The organism is Bradyrhizobium manausense (genome assembly GCF_001440035.1).
Lineage (GTDB): Bacteria > Pseudomonadota > Alphaproteobacteria > Rhizobiales > Xanthobacteraceae > Bradyrhizobium > Bradyrhizobium manausense.
Genome location: NZ_LJYG01000004.1, coordinates 58,424 through 76,979, shown reverse-complemented (window position 1 = coordinate 76,979; position 18,556 = coordinate 58,424). Strand labels below are relative to the sequence as shown.

General features: G+C 65.1%; 14 protein-coding genes, 2 pseudogenes and 1 riboswitch. Of the genes and pseudogenes, 6 read left to right on the top strand and 10 right to left on the bottom strand.

Annotated elements, in window-relative coordinates; all coding sequences use genetic code 11:
• The first annotated feature begins 32 nt into the window (after positions 1 to 32).
• The 3 genes from AOQ71_RS00920 (at position 33) to AOQ71_RS00910 (ending at position 3,486) form a co-directional block, all read left to right on the top strand.
• Positions 33 to 1,016, top strand: coding sequence for an NAD-dependent epimerase/dehydratase family protein (locus tag AOQ71_RS00920; RefSeq protein ID WP_057740668.1), 984 nt, complete (start codon positions 33 to 35; stop codon positions 1,014 to 1,016).
• A 383-nt stretch (positions 1,017 to 1,399) separates the two neighbouring features.
• Positions 1,400 to 2,677: a PQQ-dependent sugar dehydrogenase gene (locus AOQ71_RS00915; RefSeq protein WP_057740666.1), complete on the top strand. Its 1,278-nt coding sequence runs from the start codon at positions 1,400 to 1,402 to the stop codon at positions 2,675 to 2,677.
• A gap of 215 nt (positions 2,678 to 2,892) precedes the next feature.
• Complete coding sequence (locus AOQ71_RS00910; protein WP_057740663.1) at positions 2,893 to 3,486, top strand: c-type cytochrome; 594 nt, start codon at positions 2,893 to 2,895, stop codon at positions 3,484 to 3,486.
• A 167-nt stretch (positions 3,487 to 3,653) separates the two neighbouring features.
• Here the strand turns inward: AOQ71_RS00910 and panE are convergent, their stop codons facing one another.
• The 5 genes and pseudogenes from panE to AOQ71_RS46845 form a co-directional block, all read right to left on the bottom strand.
• Positions 3,654 to 4,577, bottom strand: coding sequence for a 2-dehydropantoate 2-reductase (gene panE, locus AOQ71_RS00905; protein WP_057740660.1), 924 nt, complete (start codon positions 4,575 to 4,577; stop codon positions 3,654 to 3,656).
• Positions 4,578 to 4,667: 90 nt separating this feature from the next.
• A complete protein-coding gene (locus tag AOQ71_RS00900) occupies positions 4,668 to 5,276 on the bottom strand; it encodes a 2-hydroxychromene-2-carboxylate isomerase (protein ID WP_205668181.1) in 609 nt (202 codons plus the stop codon).
• A gap of 115 nt (positions 5,277 to 5,391) precedes the next feature.
• Complete coding sequence (locus AOQ71_RS00895; RefSeq protein ID WP_057740655.1) at positions 5,392 to 6,726, bottom strand: MATE family efflux transporter; 1,335 nt, start codon at positions 6,724 to 6,726, stop codon at positions 5,392 to 5,394.
• A gap of 89 nt (positions 6,727 to 6,815) precedes the next feature.
• Positions 6,816 to 7,169, bottom strand: a pseudogene (locus tag AOQ71_RS46850) (DUF2239 family protein); the annotation flags it as partial.
• Between the two features lies 1 nt (position 7,170).
• Positions 7,171 to 7,393 (bottom strand): annotated as a pseudogene (locus AOQ71_RS46845) (DUF2239 family protein); the annotation flags it as partial.
• A gap of 162 nt (positions 7,394 to 7,555) precedes the next feature.
• Between AOQ71_RS46845 and AOQ71_RS00885 the strand changes: the two are divergent.
• Positions 7,556 to 8,221 carry a glutathione S-transferase family protein gene (locus AOQ71_RS00885; RefSeq protein ID WP_057740653.1) on the top strand — a complete coding sequence of 222 codons (666 nt, stop codon included), beginning with the start codon at positions 7,556 to 7,558 and terminating at the stop codon, positions 8,219 to 8,221.
• A gap of 117 nt (positions 8,222 to 8,338) precedes the next feature.
• On the opposite strand, the gene AOQ71_RS00880 is transcribed toward AOQ71_RS00885, so the two are convergent.
• Positions 8,339 to 9,637 (bottom strand): MFS transporter, encoded by a 1,299-nt coding sequence (locus tag AOQ71_RS00880; protein WP_057740651.1) that lies wholly within the window; start codon positions 9,635 to 9,637, stop codon positions 8,339 to 8,341.
• A 96-nt stretch (positions 9,638 to 9,733) separates the two neighbouring features.
• Positions 9,734 to 11,485, bottom strand: a complete 1,752-nt coding sequence (ggt, locus tag AOQ71_RS00875; RefSeq protein ID WP_083513826.1) for a gamma-glutamyltransferase — start codon at positions 11,483 to 11,485, stop codon at positions 9,734 to 9,736.
• 98 nt (positions 11,486 to 11,583) lie between these two features.
• Between ggt and AOQ71_RS00870 the strand changes: the two genes are divergently transcribed.
• Positions 11,584 to 12,972 carry an MFS transporter gene (locus AOQ71_RS00870; protein WP_057740646.1) on the top strand — a complete coding sequence of 463 codons (1,389 nt, stop codon included), beginning with the start codon at positions 11,584 to 11,586 and terminating at the stop codon, positions 12,970 to 12,972.
• 111 nt (positions 12,973 to 13,083) lie between these two features.
• Here the strand turns inward: AOQ71_RS00870 and purH are convergent, their stop codons facing one another.
• From purH to AOQ71_RS00855, 3 genes are all read right to left on the bottom strand, one after another.
• The gene (purH, locus tag AOQ71_RS00865; RefSeq protein WP_057740644.1) at positions 13,084 to 14,676 is read right to left on the bottom strand and encodes a bifunctional phosphoribosylaminoimidazolecarboxamide formyltransferase/IMP cyclohydrolase; all 1,593 of its coding nucleotides are present in this window, start codon (positions 14,674 to 14,676) and stop codon (positions 13,084 to 13,086) included.
• A 24-nt stretch (positions 14,677 to 14,700) separates the two neighbouring features.
• A riboswitch (ZMP/ZTP riboswitch) is annotated at positions 14,701 to 14,782 on the bottom strand.
• Between the two features lie 59 nt (positions 14,783 to 14,841).
• The gene (locus AOQ71_RS00860; RefSeq protein ID WP_057740642.1) at positions 14,842 to 16,560 is read right to left on the bottom strand and encodes a heparinase II/III family protein; all 1,719 of its coding nucleotides are present in this window, start codon (positions 16,558 to 16,560) and stop codon (positions 14,842 to 14,844) included.
• Positions 16,561 to 16,717: 157 nt separating this feature from the next.
• Complete coding sequence (locus tag AOQ71_RS00855) at positions 16,718 to 18,064, bottom strand: RsmB/NOP family class I SAM-dependent RNA methyltransferase (protein WP_057740640.1); 1,347 nt, start codon at positions 18,062 to 18,064, stop codon at positions 16,718 to 16,720.
• Between the two features lie 188 nt (positions 18,065 to 18,252).
• Here AOQ71_RS00855 and AOQ71_RS00850 point away from each other — a divergent pair, with 188 nt between their 5' ends.
• A complete protein-coding gene (locus tag AOQ71_RS00850) occupies positions 18,253 to 18,450 on the top strand; it encodes a DUF1674 domain-containing protein (RefSeq protein ID WP_057740638.1) in 198 nt (65 codons plus the stop codon).
• The last annotated feature ends 106 nt before the right edge of the window (positions 18,451 to 18,556 follow it).

Below are 18,556 nucleotides of genomic sequence, written 5' to 3'. Positions count from 1 at the left end.
TCCACGCTGCTGGCGGCTGGACTGGGGCTGACATGACAATTCTCGTCACCGGCAGTGCGGGTCATTTGGGCGAGGCCATTCTACGCACGCTCCGCGGGCGCAGTTCCGCTGTCCGCGGGATCGACCTCAAACCGTCGCCGTTCACCGATGCTGTCGGCTCCATCGTCGATCCCACCTTCGTCCGGGCGCAGATGGATAGCGTCACGGCCGTGATCCACACCGCGACGCTGCACAAGCCGCATGTGGCGACCCACGGCAAGGAGGCCTTCATCGACACCAACGTCACCGGGACGCTCAATCTGCTCGAGGCGGCGCTGGCTGCCGGCGTGAAGAGCTTTGTCCTCACCAGCACCACCAGCGCGTTCGGCGCGCAGCTGCGGCCCGAGGCGGGACAGGCGGTGTGGGTCACCGAGGAGCTGGCGTCGGTGCCGAAGAACATCTACGGCACCACGAAACTGATGGCGGAAAATCTGTGCGAGCTGTTCTTTCGCGAGAGCAGCCTGCCGGTGGTCATCCTGCGGACCTCGCGGTTCTTTCCTGAAGCTGACGACGATCCTGCGATGCGGTCGGCCTACGCCCTGGACAACGCGCAGGCCAACGAGCTGCTCTATCGACGGCTGGATATAGCGGACGCGGTCAGCGCCCATCTGCTTGCAGTCGCGCGTGCGCCCGCGATCGGCTTCGGCCGTTACATCGTCTCGGCGACCAGTCCGTTCTCGCAACATCAGCTCGCCGCGCTCGCCCGCAATGCTGCCGATGTCGTGGGCGAGCTCTACCCGGATTGCGCCGAGCTCTATGCCGCGCGCGGCTGGCGACTGTTCCCCGGGATCGACCGCGTCTATGTCAACGCGCGCGCGCGGCGCGAGCTCGGATGGCATCCCGAATTCGATTTCGCCCATGTGCTGCGCAGCCTGCGCGCCGGCTCGGATTTCCGCAGCGCCCTGGCGCGCGAGGTGGGATCGAAGGGCTATCACGACACGCCGTTTGACGACGGGCCCTACCCGGTCGTGAAATAGTCGCCGGTTTTGCCAAATCGCACGATGTTTCAGACCTGGGGCTGGCGTCACCGTGCGCGAGCCGGCACCTCGCCGTTCTATTGTGCATGGGGTTTGTTTTCGCAGCCTTGTATCGGTCGCCTTGCTTCGCTGCTCGCAAAAGAGGCGGCGCCATCCCGATTCCGCGTTGCAGCGAGAACGTTGTCGTCGCCGCCTGCGAGGATGTGAGGAACATCCGTCCCAATTTGATTGAGCGCAACTGCCGCGCACGCGACGCGCTTCTCACGGCCCGCAGATGTGCTAACCTTTTTGCGTCTGCCTCGCGGGCAGACTTCGAACTTCGCCTACTCACACAGCAAAACAAGAATGTGCAGCCCCGATGGCTGCCTTAGGGGAGTGACGCGATGAAATCGATCATCCATCGATCCGTGTTGGCGCTTGCAGCGGTTGCCCTTCTTGCCGGGACCAGCGTTGCCAGCGCACAACAACAGCAGGACAAGAACCGGGCGCTGAAGAAGTACGAATCCGGCACCAAGGAATTCTGGACCCATCCGCCGGACGACTGGTTCCTCGGCGACGAAACCGAAGCGCAGAAGGGCCTTGCGCCGCCCTCGGGTCCGCCGACCGGCGCCTCCGACGCCGAGCTCGCCAACATCGTCAAGAAGGTGAAACTGCCGCCCGGCTTCAAGATGGAGGTCTACGCCTCCGGCGTGCTGGCGGCGCGGCAGATGGCCTGGGGTGACAAGGGCACGCTGTTCGTCGGCTCGTTCGGCCTCGGCAACGTCTACGCCATCAAGGACAATGGCGGGAAGAAAGAGGTCAAGACCATCCTCAAGGGCCTGAACATGCCCACGGGTCTCGCCGTCAAGGACGGCGCGCTCTACGTCATCGCGGTCGACAAGCTGATCCGCTACGACGACATCGAGAACAAGCTCGACAATCCCGGCGAGGGCAAGGTTGTCTACGACGACATGCCGTCCTATGCCGCGCATGGCTGGAAGTACATCGCCGTCGACAAGGATGGCTGGTTCTACATTCCGTTCGGACCGCCCTTCAACGTCGGCATTCCGCCGACCAGCGTCTCGCAGATCCGGCGCGTCGATCCCAAGACCGGCAATGCCGAAATCTGGGCGCTCGGCGTTCGCAACTCGGTCGGCGGCGACGTCGATCCGCGCACCGGCAAGTACTGGTTCACCGAGAATGCGCGCGACTGGGTCAGCGATGATCTGCCCTCCGACAAGCTGAACATGATCAACAAGATCGGCGAGCATTTCGGCTATCCCTACTGCCACCAGGGCGACCTTCCCGATCCGAAGTTCGCGATGGGGCACAAGTGCTCCGAGTTCACGCCGCCCGTGCTGAACCTCGGCGCCCACGTCGCTCCGCTCGGCATGAAGTTCTATACCGGCGACCAGTTCCCCGCCGAGTACAAGAACAACATCCTGATCGCCGAGCACGGCTCCTGGAACAGGCATAAGTACCAGGGCGCCCGCATCATGCGCGTGATCGTCGGCCCCGACGGCAAGAACGCCAAGCAGGAGGTGTTCGCCTCCGGCTGGCTCGAGGGTGACCAGGGTTATCTCGGCCGCCCCGATGACATCGTTCTCGCCAAGGATGGTTCGATCCTCGTCGCCGACGACTGGGCCGGCGCGATCTACCGCATCAGCTACAGCAAGAAGTAGCGCGACCTGACCAAGAGGCTGCGGTGGCCTCGAAAGGCGCCGCAGCCTCTTTCGTTTCAGAGTCTCACCCCCGTCGTTCCGGATTGCGCGTCAGCGCCAGTCCGGAACCCATAACCCCGAATCGTGGTTATGGATTCTCAGATGCGCAATTGCGCATCATGGCTCGTGCTCCGCACGCCCCGGAACGACGAACTCGATAGATCGGAATTGTCCCCATGCGCCGTCAGTATTCTTTGTACGCAATCGGCGCGCTCTCGCTCACAGCGATCGCATTCGTCCCCGCAAGCGCCGCCGACAACGCCGCCGTCCAGGAGAAGGCGGCCGTCTGCTCCGGCTGTCACGGCGAGAACGGCATCTCGCAGACCGAGAACATTCCCTCGCTGGCCGGCCAGCCCGATCAGTTCCTGCAATGGCAGCTCGTGTTCTTCCGTGCCGGCTCGCGCAAGAACGAGCAGATGCAGCCGATCGCAGAGGAGATCACCAACGAGGACGTCCGCAGCCTCGGCGCCTATTTCGCGGCGATGACGCCGCCGAAGGCCGCCGAGGACAAGGATCCGGATCTGTCGAAGAAAGGCGCGCAGGTTGCCGTCGGCCGCCGCTGCGCCTCATGTCACACGGACAGCTTTGCCGGCACCAAAGCCGTCGCGCGGCTTGCAGGTCAACGCGAGGAATATCTGGTCAAGGCGCTGCACGACTACAAAGCGGGCCAGCGCGTCGGCGGCGGCGTCGCCGCGATGGCCGACGTCGCCTATCACATGAGCGACGAGGAAATCACGGCGGTGGCGCACTATCTGGCGTATTTCAACTAGCGCAGGGCTGTTGCGGCAAACTCACTCGTCCCGGCGAAGGCCGGGACCCACAGCCACGAAAGTAATTCGGCGAAGGCTCGGAGTTTACCGGCGCATGCCGCGGTAATCTTCGATAGATCACGCGGTCCCGGCCTTCGCCGGGACGACACCGAATGTGCGGCTGCTACCTACCCCGCCCGCTGCTTCTCATACGCCTTCAGATGCGTATACGCGATGCGCAGCTTCGGCACCGGCACCTTGGCCGCGTCGGCGCGCGCGATAAGGTCGCCGATCACGTGATCGGCTTCGACCGGCAAGCCCGCCTTGATGTCGCGGAACATCGAGGCGGTCATCGGCGAGCCCTCGGCGGTGAGATTGCCCTTGACGCGCTCGAAGAACGGACCGCCCGGCGGATAGCCTGATGCCGTCGCGATCGCGCTGGTCTCGTCCAGCATGCCGAGCAGAAAATCCCGGCCGCCGGGCGCGGCGAGGATGTTGCCGACGGAGGTGCGCATCAGGCTGGTGCTCGCCGCAAGCGAAGACAGGAATACCCACTTCTCCCACATGTCCTGCAAAATGTTCAGGCTGGCCGTGGCACCCTTGATGCCGCTCTTGAAGGTCTCGTCGATCGCCTTGACGCGATCCGACATCGTGCCGTCGCGCTCGCCGTAATTGATCGACTGCATCGGTTGCAGCTGCACCACTTCGCGCTTCTCGTTCAAGGTTGCGGCGATGGCGCAGAGACCGCCGAGCACGCGCTCCTTGCCGAATTTTGCATCGAGGATGTCGAGATGCTTCATGCCGTTGAGCATCGGGATGATCGCAGTGTTCGAGCCCACCGCCGGCGCAAACGACGTGATGGCATCATCGAGGTCGAACGCCTTGCAGCTGAGCAGCACGACGTCGAACTTGTCCCTGATCGCGCCGGCCTGCACGGTCGGAGGATTTTTCAGCGTCACATCGCCATTCGGGCTCTTGATGACGAGGCCCGCGCTCGCGAGCTCACCGGCGCGCCTGGCGCGGACCAGGAAGGAGACGTCGCGGCCGGCCTGCAACAGCCTGCCACCAAAATAGCCGCCGATGGCGCCGGCGCCGACCACGAGGATGCGCATGGGGTTGTCCTTGTTGTTGTTTCTTGCCGTCGTCCTGGCTTTCGCCAGGACGACGCCAGAGAGTTAGCGCGTTTACACCGGATGCGAAAATCACTTCTCCAGCACCATCTCCTCGACCTCGCGCAGCTGCTCCTTGCCGAAGAACATCTCGTTACCGACGAAAAAGGTCGGCGAGCCGAAGGCGCCGCGGGCGACCGCCTCCTCGGTATTCTTGATCAGCTTGCCCTTCACCTCGGGCTCCTGGGCGCGGGCGAACAGCTTTTGAGCATCAAGGCCCGAAGACGCCAGCGCCTTCGCCGCGATTTCGGGATCATCCATCTTCTTCGGCTCCCGCCACATATGATGGAAGGCGGCGTCGACATATTTCTCGAACACGCCCTCGAGCTGCGCTGCGATCGCGGTGCGCATCAGGTTCAGCGTGTTGACGGGAAAGTGGGGGTTGAAGACGTAAGGCTCGACCTTGAAGCGCTTGATGAAGCGCTCGGTCTCGACGGCCTGAAATTCGCGCTTGTTCTTGATGCCGGCCAGCGTCTCCGCCGGCGATCTGTTGTTGGTCGACTTGAAGATGCCGCCGAGCAGGATCGGCACATATTCGAACTTGACGCCGATCCGCTGCTCGATCGCGGGGATCGCGAGATGGCTGAGATAGGCGTTCGGGCTGCCGAAGTCGAACAGGAATTGCGGGGCTGTGCGGGTCAATCTCGTTCTCCCTGACTTGGCTCTTTGACCTGGCTCTCTGATCTCGCTTTGCTCCATTGTGGCGCAGGGCGCGCCACAGGTCCACCGTTTAATGACGGTCATAATATCTTGCTGATCAGCCCAGACGTCGGATTGCCCGCTTGCGCCACACCAGGAGGTAATAGCCCATCTGCAAGAGGAACATGGTGCAGAACACGATCGGATAGGCGGCCCATACGCCTTTCAGGCCGATCGCGCGGCTGAGGATCACCGCCGACGGCAGCTCGATCGCGACAATGGCAAAGATCGACAGCAGCATCGGCGTCAGCGCCACGCCCGCCGCCCGCATCGCGCCGGAGAACGTGGTCGCAAGTCCGAACGGCACCGAGCTCCACAAGGCGACGAAGAGGAGGCCCTTCGCCAGGTCGAGCACGGCACCGTCGGTGATGAAAATGCCGAGCACGGCGCGCGGCACCATATAGATCAGCGCCACCAGCCCGCCGGTCAGCACGAGATTGAACGCAAGACCGGTGCGGACGATGCCGTCGAGCCGCGCCCGGTCGCCGCCGCCGACCGCCTGCGCGCCGAGGATCGAGACCGCGATCGAAATCGACATGGCCGTGAACTGCGTGTAGCCCATCACCTGGTTGACGGCGCCGTACGCAGCGGTCGCATCGGATCCAAAGCCGTTGACGAGCCCGAGCAAGACCAGCTCGGCGATGGCCATGACCACCATGCCGATGGCGCTCGGCAGGCCGATGCCGAGGATCTGTCCGATCACGGCGCGATTGAGCCTGACATGGCGCAGCAGTGCCGCGTCCGGCGCAAGCGCGTGCTTCTTTCGCGCCAGATAGGCGCCCAGCACGTTCAGCGTCACGGCGTTGGAGATCGCGGCGGCCCAAGCCGGGCTGGTGATGCCGATGTCCAGGTGGATCAGCATCGGTGTCAGGATCAAGCCGATCGCGGTCGACAACGCCAGCGCCAGCAGCGGTGTCACGGCATCACCGACACCGCGGATCATCGCCGTCATCAGCAGGAAGGTGAAGCCGAGGGGCATCGTCAGCAGCATGACCCGCGCATAAGCGCTGGCAGGACCGAGAATGTCCGCAGGCGTTGCGAGCGCCATCATCAATTGCCGGCTGAGCAGACCACCCACCAGTCCCACTGATATCGAGAGCAGCAGGCCGACCGCGAGGGTCGTGCCGGCGACCATCTTGATCCTGTCGTGCTTGCCCGCGCCGAAGGCCTGCCCGATCAGCACGGTGGCGCCGGTGCTGAGGCCCATGACGAAGGCGAACAGGAAGAAGAACACCGGGAAGAACGTCGAGACCGCGGCGAGTGCGTCAACGCCCATCATCTGGCCGAGATAGACGTTGCTGACGGTGCCGAACAGCGATTGCAGCGCGTTGCTCAGCATCAGCGGCGCGAGGAAGCGCAGGAAAGTTTGCCAGAGCGGTTTTGGAATAGACATGGATGGGCCTTTCGTCAGGGCGAGCAAAGCCGTTGCCGCGGGGCGCGCGGCTCGGCCGTCGATGGGGTGGTTGGAGAGCGGCGCGCGGCTTACGCGCGGTCGCTGTAGGCGAGCTTGACGATGTGGTCCCGGATGTCGGCCGGCCAGTCGGCAATCAGTCCGGTGAAGCGGCGCCGGTCATCGGCGAACAGCGCGCGCGAAGCTTCCTCGAACTGCGCGAGGTTGCCGGCCATGGTCGACATGAAGTGGTAGGCCGCTTCGCGCGCCTGCCGCTCGCGGTCCTTGTCACCGCTCGCGCGCCTCGCCTCTTCGACCAGCTTTCGCAGCGCGACCGATGCGCCGCCGGGCTGCGCATTGAGCCATTCCCAATGCCTCGGCAGCAGCGTCACCTCGCGCGCGACCACGCCAAGCTTCGGCCGGCCGCGCCCGCGCGGCTCGGCCGGNGCTCGGTCTCTTCGACCGGCGGCGGAATCTGCTTTGCCAGCCGCGCCAGCACCTCGCGGTCCCCGCCGCGCAGATCGAAGTCGATCGATCGGCCCGTGGCGTCCGAGAAGATGATGATGGCCTCGTCCGGCCGCGGCGCGATCCGCTTGACGACCAGCGCGACTTCTCCAGCCGGCCCGGACACCAGGCGACGCTGCCCCTGGAAGGCGGTGAAAGTCCTCAGCATTGAAATCATTGCCATATTGACTGCGATGGCCGCTTTAATACCCGGGTAAATAACTGCCGTCAATATACCCGGGTGAAAATATCCGGCCGGCCGGCTCGACATTGTGTTCCCGGGCTGGCAGGTACACGGCCGAGACCACCCGGCCCCAAGGATTTCGCGATGCTGACCGTCCACCATCTCAACAATTCGCGTTCGCAGCGGGTGCTGTGGCTGCTCGAGGAGTTGGGCGTGCCCTACGAGATCGTGCGCTATCAACGCCAGCCCGACATGCGCGCGCCCAAGGAGCTGCGCGCGATCCATCCGCTCGGCAAGTCGCCCGTCATCACCGACAACGGCAACACCATCGCCGAGTCGGGTGCGATCATCGAATATCTCGTTGCGACCTACGGCAACGGCCGGCTGATCCCGCCGCCGAACACACCGGAGCGGCTGCGCTTCACCTATTGGCTGCATTATGCGGAAGGGTCCGCGATGTCGCCGCTGCTGCTGAAGCTGCTGTTCACGCTGATGCCGAAGCGCGCACCGGCGCTGCTACGTCCGCTGGTGCGCAAGGTCTCGAACCAGGCGCTGACCACGCTGGTCAATCCGCAGCTCAAGCAGCACATGGATTATTGGGAAGGCGAGCTCGGCAAAAGCGAGTGGTTCGCCGGCAGCGAGTTCACCGCCGCCGATATCCAGATGAGCTTCCCGCTGGAAGCCGCGCAAGCGCGCGGCGGGCTCGAGCAAGGCCATCCCAAGGCGATGGCGTTCCTGGAGCGCATCCATGCGCGGCCGGCCTATGCGCGAGCGCTGGAAAAGGGCGGGCCGTATCAGGTGGGGCGGTAAGTCTCTTTCCCGTCATTTCCGGGCCGGTGCGCAGCACCGAACTATGGTGCGCAATTGCGCACCTGAGAATCTCGAGGTTCCGGGTTCACGCTTCGCGTGCCCCGGAACGACAGCAACTCACTGATCCGCGTGCAACACCCGCCCGCGCGTCTCCGGCAGTGCGAACGCCGCGATGAAGAACACCGCGTAAGCCACCACCGCGAAGATCGCGATCGCATTGGCCAGCGACGTCGTCGCCGAGAGCGCGCCGACGAGGAACGGAAACAGCGCGCCGATGCCCCGGCCGAAATTGTAGCAGAAGCCCTGGCCGGAGCCGCGCAGCCGCGTCGGATAGAGCTCGGTCAAGAACGCGCCAACCCCCGAGAAATAGCCCGAGGCGAAGAAGCCGAGCGGGAAGCCCAGCACCCACAGGATCTCGTTGATGAGCGGCAGCTGGGTGTAGAGCAGCACCACGGCGATCGCGCCGATCGAGAAGATCAGGAACAAATTGCGCCGTCCGATTCGGTCGGCAAGCCAGGCGCCGACCAGATAGCCGACGAACGAGCCGATGATCAGCGTCGAGAGATAGCCGGTCGAGCCGACGATCGACAGATGCCGCTCCTTGGTCAGGAACTGCGGCACCCAGAAAGTGATGGCGTAATAGCCACCCTGGCAGCCCGTCGCCATCAGCGATGCCAGCACCGTTGTCTTCACGATCGGAAAGGTGAAGATCTCCCACAGCTTGGGATGACTGCCCGTTTCCGCGTGCTTGGCGCGTGCGGCGGCTGCGATCTCCGGCTCAGTGACGGAGCGGCGGATATAGAACACCAGCAGCGCCGGCAGCGCGCCGATCACGAACATCCAGCGCCACGCTGTCTCCGCTGGCATCAGCGAGAACAGCACTGCCTGCGACAGCACGGCGAGGCCCCAACCGACGGCCCAGCCCGATTGCACCGAGCCGACGGCGCGTCCGCGATATTGCGGCCGGATCGCCTCGCCCATCAGCACGGCGCCGGCGGCCCATTCGCCGCCGAAGCCGAGGCCGAGCACTGCGCGCGCGATCAGGAGTTGCTCGAAATTCTGCACGATTGCGCAAACCAGCGAGAAGAACGAGAACCAGATGATGGTGATCTGGAGCGTCCTGACCCGGCCGATATGGTCGGACAGATAGCCGCCGAGCCAGCCGCCGATGGCGGAGGCGAGCAGCGTCACCGTGCCGGCAAGGCCGGCTGAGGCCGCATCGACCTTCCACAGCGCGATGATGGTGCCGATCACCAGCGGGTAGATCATGAAGTCCATGCCGTCGAGCGCCCAGCCGGCTGCGCAGGCCCAGAAGGTGCGGCGCTCGGCGACGTTCATGTCGCGATAGAAAGCAAGAAGGCTGGTGTCCTCGATCTCGGCGCGTTCGATGCGCTGGAGCGGATCGGCTGTTGTCATGTGCGTTTCCCCGGCAAATTCTTTTGATTGGCCGGTGGTAGCACGCGCGGCGGCCGGCGCAAGCCAGCGCGCGCCGTTGTGCCATGCGGGAGCGGGTTACTGTCCAGCGGCTTCCGCACCGCGCGTGCGCGGATCGGGCGCCCCGAGGGGGCCGTTCGGCGTCACGGCAATCGAATTGGCCGACGTCTGTCCCATCGGCTCGACAATGGAATGGTCCATCGCCTTCAGCCCGGCCAGCACGTCGTCGGGGAAGCCGCGCTCGATGCGCACTTCATCCGGAAGCCATTGATGGTGCAGCCGCGGCGCCGCCACGGCGGCCGCGACGTCCATCCTGTAGTCGAGCACATTCACGATGACCTGGAGCACGGTCGAGATGATGCGGCTGCCTCCCGGCGAGCCCGTCACCAGCACCGGCTTGCCGTCCTTCAGCACGATGGTCGGCGACATCGAGGACAACGGCCGCTTTCCGGGCCCGGGCAGATTGGCCTCATAGCCGACGAGACCGTAGGCGTTGGAAGCGCCGACGGCGGCAGTGAAATCGTCGAGCTCGTTGTTGAGCAGCACGCCGGTGCCGTCGGCAACGAGGCCGATGCCGTAGCTGAAGTTCAGCGTGTAGGTGTTGCTGACGGCGTTGCCACGGCTGTCGACGACGGAGTAGTGCGTGGTGTTGCTGCCCTCGCGCGGCGAGGCCGCGCTCGCAACAAGGTCCCTGGACGGCGTGGCGTGCTCGGTGGAGATGCCGGTGCGGAGCTTGGCGGCATAGTCCTTCGCAATGAGCGTACCGATCGGCGCGTTGACAAAGGCCGGATCGCCGAGATAGCGCGCGCGATCGGCATAGGCGCGCTTCATGGCCTCGATCAGGAGATGCAGCGATGCTGGCGAGCCCTGCTTGATATCCGCCAGCTGAAAGCCTTCGAGGATGTTGAGCGTCTCGACCAGCACCACGCCGCCGGAGGACGGCAGCGGCATCGAGACGATGTCGTAGCCGCGATAGGTGCCGTGCACGGGGGTGCGGATCGCCGGCTGATAGGCCTTCAGATCGGCCGGCGTCATGATGCCGCCGGCGTCGGAGACGGCCTTGGCGATCTTCTCCGCCACCGGACCCTCGTAGAATCCGCGCACACCTTGGGCCGCGATGCTCGCCAGCGTGTCGGCGAGGTCGCTCTGCACCAGCCTGTCGCCTTCGCCAAGCGGCGTGCCATCAGGCTTTGCGAAAATCCTGGCTGACGCTGGAAAGCGTGCCAGTCGCGGATACCAACCCGGCAGCGTGTCGGCCATGTCGTCGGTGACGACAAATCCATCGCGGGCGAGTGTGATCGCAGGTTGGAGCAATTGCGCGAGCGTGAATTGTCCGGAGCCGTATTTTTCCAGCGCCAGCGCCAGGCCTGCGACGGTGCCGGGCACACCGATGCCGAGCCCGGAATCGCGCGACTTGGCGGCATCAGGCTTGCCGTCAGGTCCGAGGAAAATCTGCGCCGTCGTCGCCGCAGGCGCGGTCTCGCGATAGTCGATCGCGACGTCCTCATTGCGTTCGGCGGAATGGATCACCATGAAGCCGCCACCGCCGATATTGCCGGCGCGCGGATACGTCACCGCCATCGCAAAGCCGGCGGCGACGGCCGCGTCGACGGCATTGCCGCCGCGCCGCAAGATGTCGGCGCCGACCTGCGCCGAGATCTTCTCTTGTGCCACCACCATGCCATGCTCGGCGGGGATGGCGTGCACGGCGTCCAGCGCGGGCGGCACATACGCTCGCCGCGCATCCTGAGCGGTTGCCGCTGCAAGCCCAAACGCCAGAGTGGCGATCAGCGCGAAAAAAGCACGTCGTGTCGAAAATGACGCCATCATCAAATTTCCGCCAAGCCTTCAGGCCAGTTCTAACGCGTCGCAACAATGCTATACGGTTTGCGCCAAGAGCGGCAAAACTGTTTTGTGATGAGGACTGCGTGACGACGACGACCGCCCCCGATGCGCGCCTGGCCGGCGCCCTGCGAACCTATCCGCCGCGCGCCGCCGTCATCAGCTGGATCTTCTTCGATTGGGCCGCGCAGCCCTATTTCACGCTGATCACGACCTTCGTGTTCGCGCCCTATTTCGCCACCAACGTCGCGCCGGATCCTGCCACGGGGCAGTCGTTGTGGGGCTTTGCGATGGCAGCAGCTGGCCTGGCGATTGCGCTGTTGTCCCCGGTGCTTGGCGCCATCGCGGATGCCTCCGGCCGCCGCAAGCCGTGGATCGCCGCGTTCGGCGCAGTTCTGGTGGTGGCTTCGTGCGCGCTGTGGATCGGCAAGCCCGGCGATCACGCCATCATTCCGCCGTTGCTCATTGCGGTTGCGCTTGCCAGCGTCGGCGCGGAATTCGCCACCGTGTTCAACAATGCCATGATGCCGACGCTGGTGCCGCCCGACCGCATCGGCCGACTCTCCGGTACCGGCTGGGCTACCGGTTACATCGGCGGCATCGTCAGCCTGATTATCGTGCTCGGCTTCTTCGCCGCCAACCCCGAGACCGGCCGCACGCTGCTCGGCTTCACGCCGCTGTTCGGACTCGATCCCGTCACCCATGAAGGCGATCGTGCTGCAGGACCATTGACCGGGCTCTGGTTCATCGTTTTCGTAACGCCGATGTTCTTGTTCACGCCGGATTATCCGGCGAAGCGCCCGGTGCGCGAGGCGCTGCACGAAGGACTGGCTGATCTCAAGCAATCGCTGCAGGATCTGCCGCAGCAGAAATCGCTCGCCGCGTTTCTGCTTGCCAACATGATCTACACGGATGGTCTTGTCTCGCTGTTCGCCTTCGGTGGCATCTATGCGGCCGGCACCTTTGGCTGGCACACGATCCAGATCGGCACGTTCGGCATCATCCTCGCCATCGCCGGCACCTTTGGTGCCTGGCTCGGCGGCAAGCTCGATGACTACCTTGGTCCGAAGCGCGTCATCGCCGGCAGCATGTTGATCCTGCTGCTTTCGGTCGCGGCGATCCTGCTGGTGGACAAGGACAGCGTGTTGTTCGTCAGGGTCGCGCCGCCGGCGCCGGGCGGGCCATTGTTCGGCGCCGCCGCCGAGCGTGCCTATATCGTGCTCGGCTGCCTGATCGGCGCGGCCGGCGGTCCGCTTCAGGCGGCCTCGCGCACGCTGCTGATCCGTCTCGCGCCGAAGGATCGTATCGCGCAGTATTTTGGCCTGTTCGCGCTGACCGGGAAGGTAACGTCCTTCATCGGCCCGCTGCTGATCGGCGTGATCACCGCGGCCACCGCCAGCCAGAAGGCCGGCATGGCCGTGCTGGTCGTGTTCTTCGTGACGGGATTCGCGTTGTTGATGCGGGTGCGGGAGTAGCCTCTCCATCGTCATTCCGGGGCATCGCGGAGCGATGAACCCGGAATCCAGAGCTTGTTGCGTGAGATTCCGGGTTCGCGCTGCGCGCGCCCCGGAATGACGGCGGTGAGATCAGTGCCGGAAGTGCCTTGTCCCCGTGAACACCATGGCGATGCCATGCTCGTCGGCGGCCTTGATCACCTCGTCATCGCGCATGGAGCCGCCGGGCTGCACCACCGCGGTGGCGCCGGCCTCGATACAGGCGAGCATGCCGTCGGCGAACGGGAAGAACGCGTCCGACGCCACCACCGAGCCCTTGGTCAGCGGCTCCGCCAGCTTCAGCTCGTTGGCCGCATCCAGCGCCTTGCGTGCCGCGATCCGGGCTGAATCGACGCGGCTCATCTGACCCGCGCCGATGCCGACGGTGGCGAGATCCTTGGCGTAGATGATGGTGTTGGACTTGACGTGCTTTGCCACCCGGAACGCGAACTTCAGGTCGCGCATTTCGGTTTCGGTCGGCGCGCGCTTGGTGACGACCTTGAACGTCATGTCGTCGACCACGGCGTTGTCGCGGCTCTGCACCAGAAGCCCGCCGGCCACCGTCTTCGCCGTGAGGCCCGGCGCGCGGGGATCGGGCAGGCTGCCTGCGAGCAGCAGGCGCAGGTTTTTCTTGCCGCCGATGATGGCGATCGCCTCTTCGCTGGCGTCAGGCGCGATGATGACCTCGGTGAAGATCTTCGTGATCTCGCGCGCGGTGTCGGCATCGAGCGGCCGGTTCATCGCGATGATGCCGCCGAAGGCGGAGGTGGAATCGCAGGCCAGCGCCTTGCGATAGGCCTCGACGAGGTTCGCGCCTTCAGCGACGCCGCAAGGGTTGGCGTGCTTGACGATGACGCAGGCGGCAGTGCGCTTGGTGTCGAACTCGCCGATGCACTCATAGGCCGCGTCGGTGTCGTTGATGTTGTTGTAGGAGAGCTCCTTGCCCTGGAGCTGCCGCGCGGTCGAAACGCCCGGGCGCTTGTCGGGCGTCGCGTAAAACGCCGCGGTCTGGTGCGGGTTCTCGCCGTAGCGCAGCGACTGGATCAGTCTGCCGCCAAAGGCGCGGAAGTCGGGTGCGTCAATCTCGAGCTGCCGGTTGAACCAGTTGGAAATGGCGGCGTCATAGGCCGCGGTGCGGGCATAGGCCTTTGCCGCAAGCCGCCGGCGCAGCTTCAGCGTGGTCGCGCCGTTGTTGGCAGCGAGCTCGTCGAGCACGGCCTTGTAGTCGTCCGCCTCGACCACGACCGCGACGTCGTCATGGTTCTTCGCGGCGGCGCGGATCATCGCGGGGCCGCCGATGTCGATATTCTCGATGCAATCCTCGAAGCCGGCGCCTTTGTCGACGGTGGCCTCGAACGGATAGAGGTTGACGACGAGGAGATCGATCGGCGCGATGCCGTGCGCCTTCATCGCCTCGGCATGTTCCTTGTTGTCGCGAATTGCGAGCAGGCCGCCATGCACCTTCGGATGCAGCGTCTTGACGCGGCCATCCATCATCTCGGGGAAGCCGGTGAGGTCCGAGACATCCTTCACCTTGAGGCCGGCCGCGGCGATCGCCTTTGCGGTGCCGCCAGTCGAGACCAGCTCGACGTCATGCGCGGCAAGCGCCTTGGCGAACTCGGTCAGGCCCGATTTGTCGGAGACGGAGAGCAGGGCGCGGGTGACGCGGCGGGGATGGTCAGTCATGAGCAAGATCCTCTGTTCAGGGAGTGTCTATGCCCAGGCGCGCGGCGGATATGTGTCGCGCTTCCCGATGGTGCTCCATCCAAGGTCGCCAGTCGCGCGAACGAGCGCTCGATAGCAGCTTTTGACCGTTTTCACAACGACGAGATGGGACCGAATCGAGTGCGTCTACAGCGGAAGTTCCGGCTCGCGCCGCGCGTTGCGGCGGGCATTGGTGACCGCGGGCGAGGCGGTGGAGCGCACAAAGCTCCAGCGGATCGTGGGCGCCTGGCGGGCATCCTGGCGGATCACGATCTGGGCGGTGCGACGCGGGCCGTCATTGCCGGCCAGGAACACGCTGTCCTCGAGTTCGACCTTGTCGTCCATGGCCTCGAAGGTCCAGACGTCGCGGTTCGGCAGCACCAGCATGACGCCGCGCGCATCCGACAGCCGGCTCGCTTTCACCGCGGGATGCAGATGAAAGCGCAGCGCGAAATCGGCGTCAGCGCCCTTGAGCCGCGCGCCTTGCGGCGGCGACAGCGTGTCCTCGCCGTCGATCCGCGTGCCGTCATTGGCGACCATCAGCACGCGCCGATGGATCACGCCGAACTTGGCGAGATAGCCATTGTGCGAGGTCGTCAGCAGCGTGCCGCCCTCGACGACCTCGCGATAGCTCTCGACCTCATGAGGGCCGCTGATGACAGGCGCGCCGTGCAGCAGCCGCTTCATCGCCGACATCTCGACGAATTGGCAGGACGAGGTGTCGTGATAAGTCAGCGTCGAATGCGCCGCGGTGCCGCGCGCAAACGGCCGCCAATTGTCGCGGCCTGTGGTCGGCATGCCGCAATTGGTGACGATGCGGCTGATGCCGGAGGACAGTTCGAACGACAGGCAACCGGCATGCGCGTCGTGGCTGACGCCGGGCGGCGGCGGCGCGCCGGTGTCGATGATGACAGTGGTGGGGCCGGCATCGAGGCGCTGGAAACCGGTGTGCGGCATGTTCGCCATCGGCGCGCCATGGGTATCATCATAGGCGAGCAACGTCGCGAGCAGATCCGATGGCGTCGCGCTCATGCCGTTGAACAAAGCGAAATTGCCGTCGCCGTGCCGGAAGAAGCGCAGCATCGGCATCATGCGGTCGATCGCATTGAGCAGCGCCGGCGGCGGCGCGATGTTGCGCGCGGCAAAGGTCTGCCGCAGCGGCAACAGATCGATCAGGAGCTCGATCAGCGCACCCGGATTGCGCGAGATGTGGCCGCCGTCGGGGAGGATCTGCCGCTGCAACTCGTCGGAGAGCTTTTTCGATGCGCTGCGGATATGGCGGGCCTGATTGGCGAGACAAAGCGTGGTGTAGCACAGCGCGATCTGCACCTGGAGTTTCGGCACCCCGTCGGGGATGTTGACCATGGTGTAACGCAGGAAGCGGATCTCGCGCGCCAGCGCGCGCAAGTAACGGCGGTAGAATTTGTTGTCGGTGTCGTTGAGCACCAGCGGCGCCTGCGACAGCAGCGAGATCACGCGCCGCGCCAGCACGTCGGCGCGGCGCGCTAAGGGCCGGCGCTTATTGGCGGGGTTGCTGATCCAGTCCTCGACCAGCGCGCGAGCATTGGCGCGGGTCAGCGCGGTATCGGCGGCGCGCAGATGCCGCAGCCAGCCGAAACCGAGCAGCGCGACCTCCCAATCCTCCGACGGCGGATCGAGGTCGAAGATCGAGCGGCCATGGCAATTGACGATCTTGCCGGCGAAGACGAAGCGGCCGGCATAGATCTCGGCCGCGCGCGTCGCATCCGCAGTGCGCAAATCATGCGGCGCGATGATCAGCCGATCGGTCCGGCCCGGCCAGACCCGCGACAGCGCAACGGAACCGCCGCTCGCGCGCGCGAGCATGTGCCGCGCGAAGCGGTTCATGACCAGCGTCGAGATACGTCTGCGTTGAGCGACCGACACGCCTTGCCTTGAAGGGGGAGAGAATTCCGACGAATCCTTATTAATCCCAAAATCGAACGGCCGACACCACCTTGAAAGGCCCCGAATCAGGGTGGTGGTAGCAAAATCCGGTGCAAAATCAGGATTTAACCAGCCGGGCCGCGAAAAATCCGTCGAGCCCGCCGAGCTTCGGGTCGGCATGCGGCAGGTGGCTCGGCAAGGTCCGGAGATCGCCCTCGGCCGTGATGGTCTCGCTGAGGCCGGAGACCTCGCTGGCTTCGATCGGCACACGGCGCAGCGCAGGCTCCGCAGCCAGCAGGGTGGCGATGGCCTGCTCGCCTTCCTCGGGTTCCAGCGAACAGGTGCAATAGACCAGCGTCCCGCCTGATTTGAGCAACGAGACCGATTTCCTCAGCAGCCGCTGCTGGAGAACGGTCATTGCGGCGACGTCGGACTCCTGCCGCAGCCACGCAACGTCGGGATGCCGGCGGATCGTTCCGGTCGAGGTGCAGGGCGCATCGATCAGGATTCCATCGAAGCCGTCCGCTGGCCCCGTCCATTCTACGGCGTCAGCAACGACAGTCTCGGCCTGAAGCGACAGGCGGTTCAGATTTTCGCGCAGGCGCGCCACCCGGGCGGGCGAACGGTCGAGCGCGGTGACTTTCGCGCCTGCCAAAACCAGCTGCGCGGTCTTGCCGCCGGGCGCGGCGCAGAGGTCGGCGATGGATTTGCCCTTGATGTCGCCGAACAGCCGGACCGGCAGCGCGGCAGCGGCGTCCTGCACCCACCATTGTCCTTCGGCGAAGCCGGGCAGCATGGTCACCGAGCCGTGCAGCAGCGTGCGCACCGAGCCGGTCGGCAGCACTTCGCCATGCAGCCGGCTCGCCCATTGCGCGGCATCGGACTTCACCGTCAGGTCGAGCGACGGTTCGTGGCCGAGCGCCAGCGCCATGTCCCGCGCGGTCGCCTCGCCGTAATGCGCGCTCCAGCGGGCCAGCAACCAGGGCGGCAGGTCGAGCGATTGCGATGCGACCTCGTCGACCAGCGCCTGACCCTCACGCGCGCAGCGGCGCAGCACGGCGTTGACGAGACCGGCATAGCGCGCGGCGCGCCGATCGGATTGCACCAGGCGAACCGAGAGATCGACCGCGGCGTGGTCGGGCACGTCCATCCAGAGAATCTGGGCGGCGCCGATCAAGAGCGCGCTCTGCGCCCGCGGCGCGTCGGACGGAATGCCTTTGTCGAGCAGGCGCGACAGCACATGGCCGAGCGTGCCGAGACGGCGCAGAATAGTTGCGACCAGGCGCCGCATCAGCGCGCGGTCGCGGTCGGCGAGCGTCTTCAGTCCGGGATGGGCACCGGAGCCATCGAGCTGGTCATCAAGCGTGCGGTGCTTGTGCAGGACGCCGTCGACGATATCGGCAGCGATCCGTCGCGCCGCAAGACCGGGCACTTCGGACGGAGGGGCAAAACGTTGAGATGGCATGCGGACGTAAGGTTCTGAACGAGGCGGCAGTTCCGCCTTATGGCGCATGCCTTGAGAACACCTTCTGTGGCATGCGAATATGCCAAATGTAAGAATGGTCTCTGGCGATTTCAGCCCGCCGGAGCCATTTCAGCAATGCGTTATTGGACGTCGCGCAGGTCGAGATCCTGCGCTAGGACCCATGGATCATGAACGACCAACCTCCCGCTCCTGATCGCAAGCCCTTGTCCCCCGCCGCGCAGCGCGCGCTGGCCGAAGCCGAGGAACGTCGGCGGGCCGCGGCGGCGCGTGCCAAGACCGTGCCGAAGGAGTTACAGGGTCCGAAGGGACCCGAGCCCACGCGCTACGGCGATTGGGAGCGCAAGGGCATCGCCTCGGATTTTTGAGACGCAGCTCTTTTGCGGTCGCTTGTCTGTGCAGCCGACTCAGCCTTAGCGTGCGCGGATGTCGCGCTTCGATCCGGATCGTTCCTATCGACCTTCTTACGGCGGC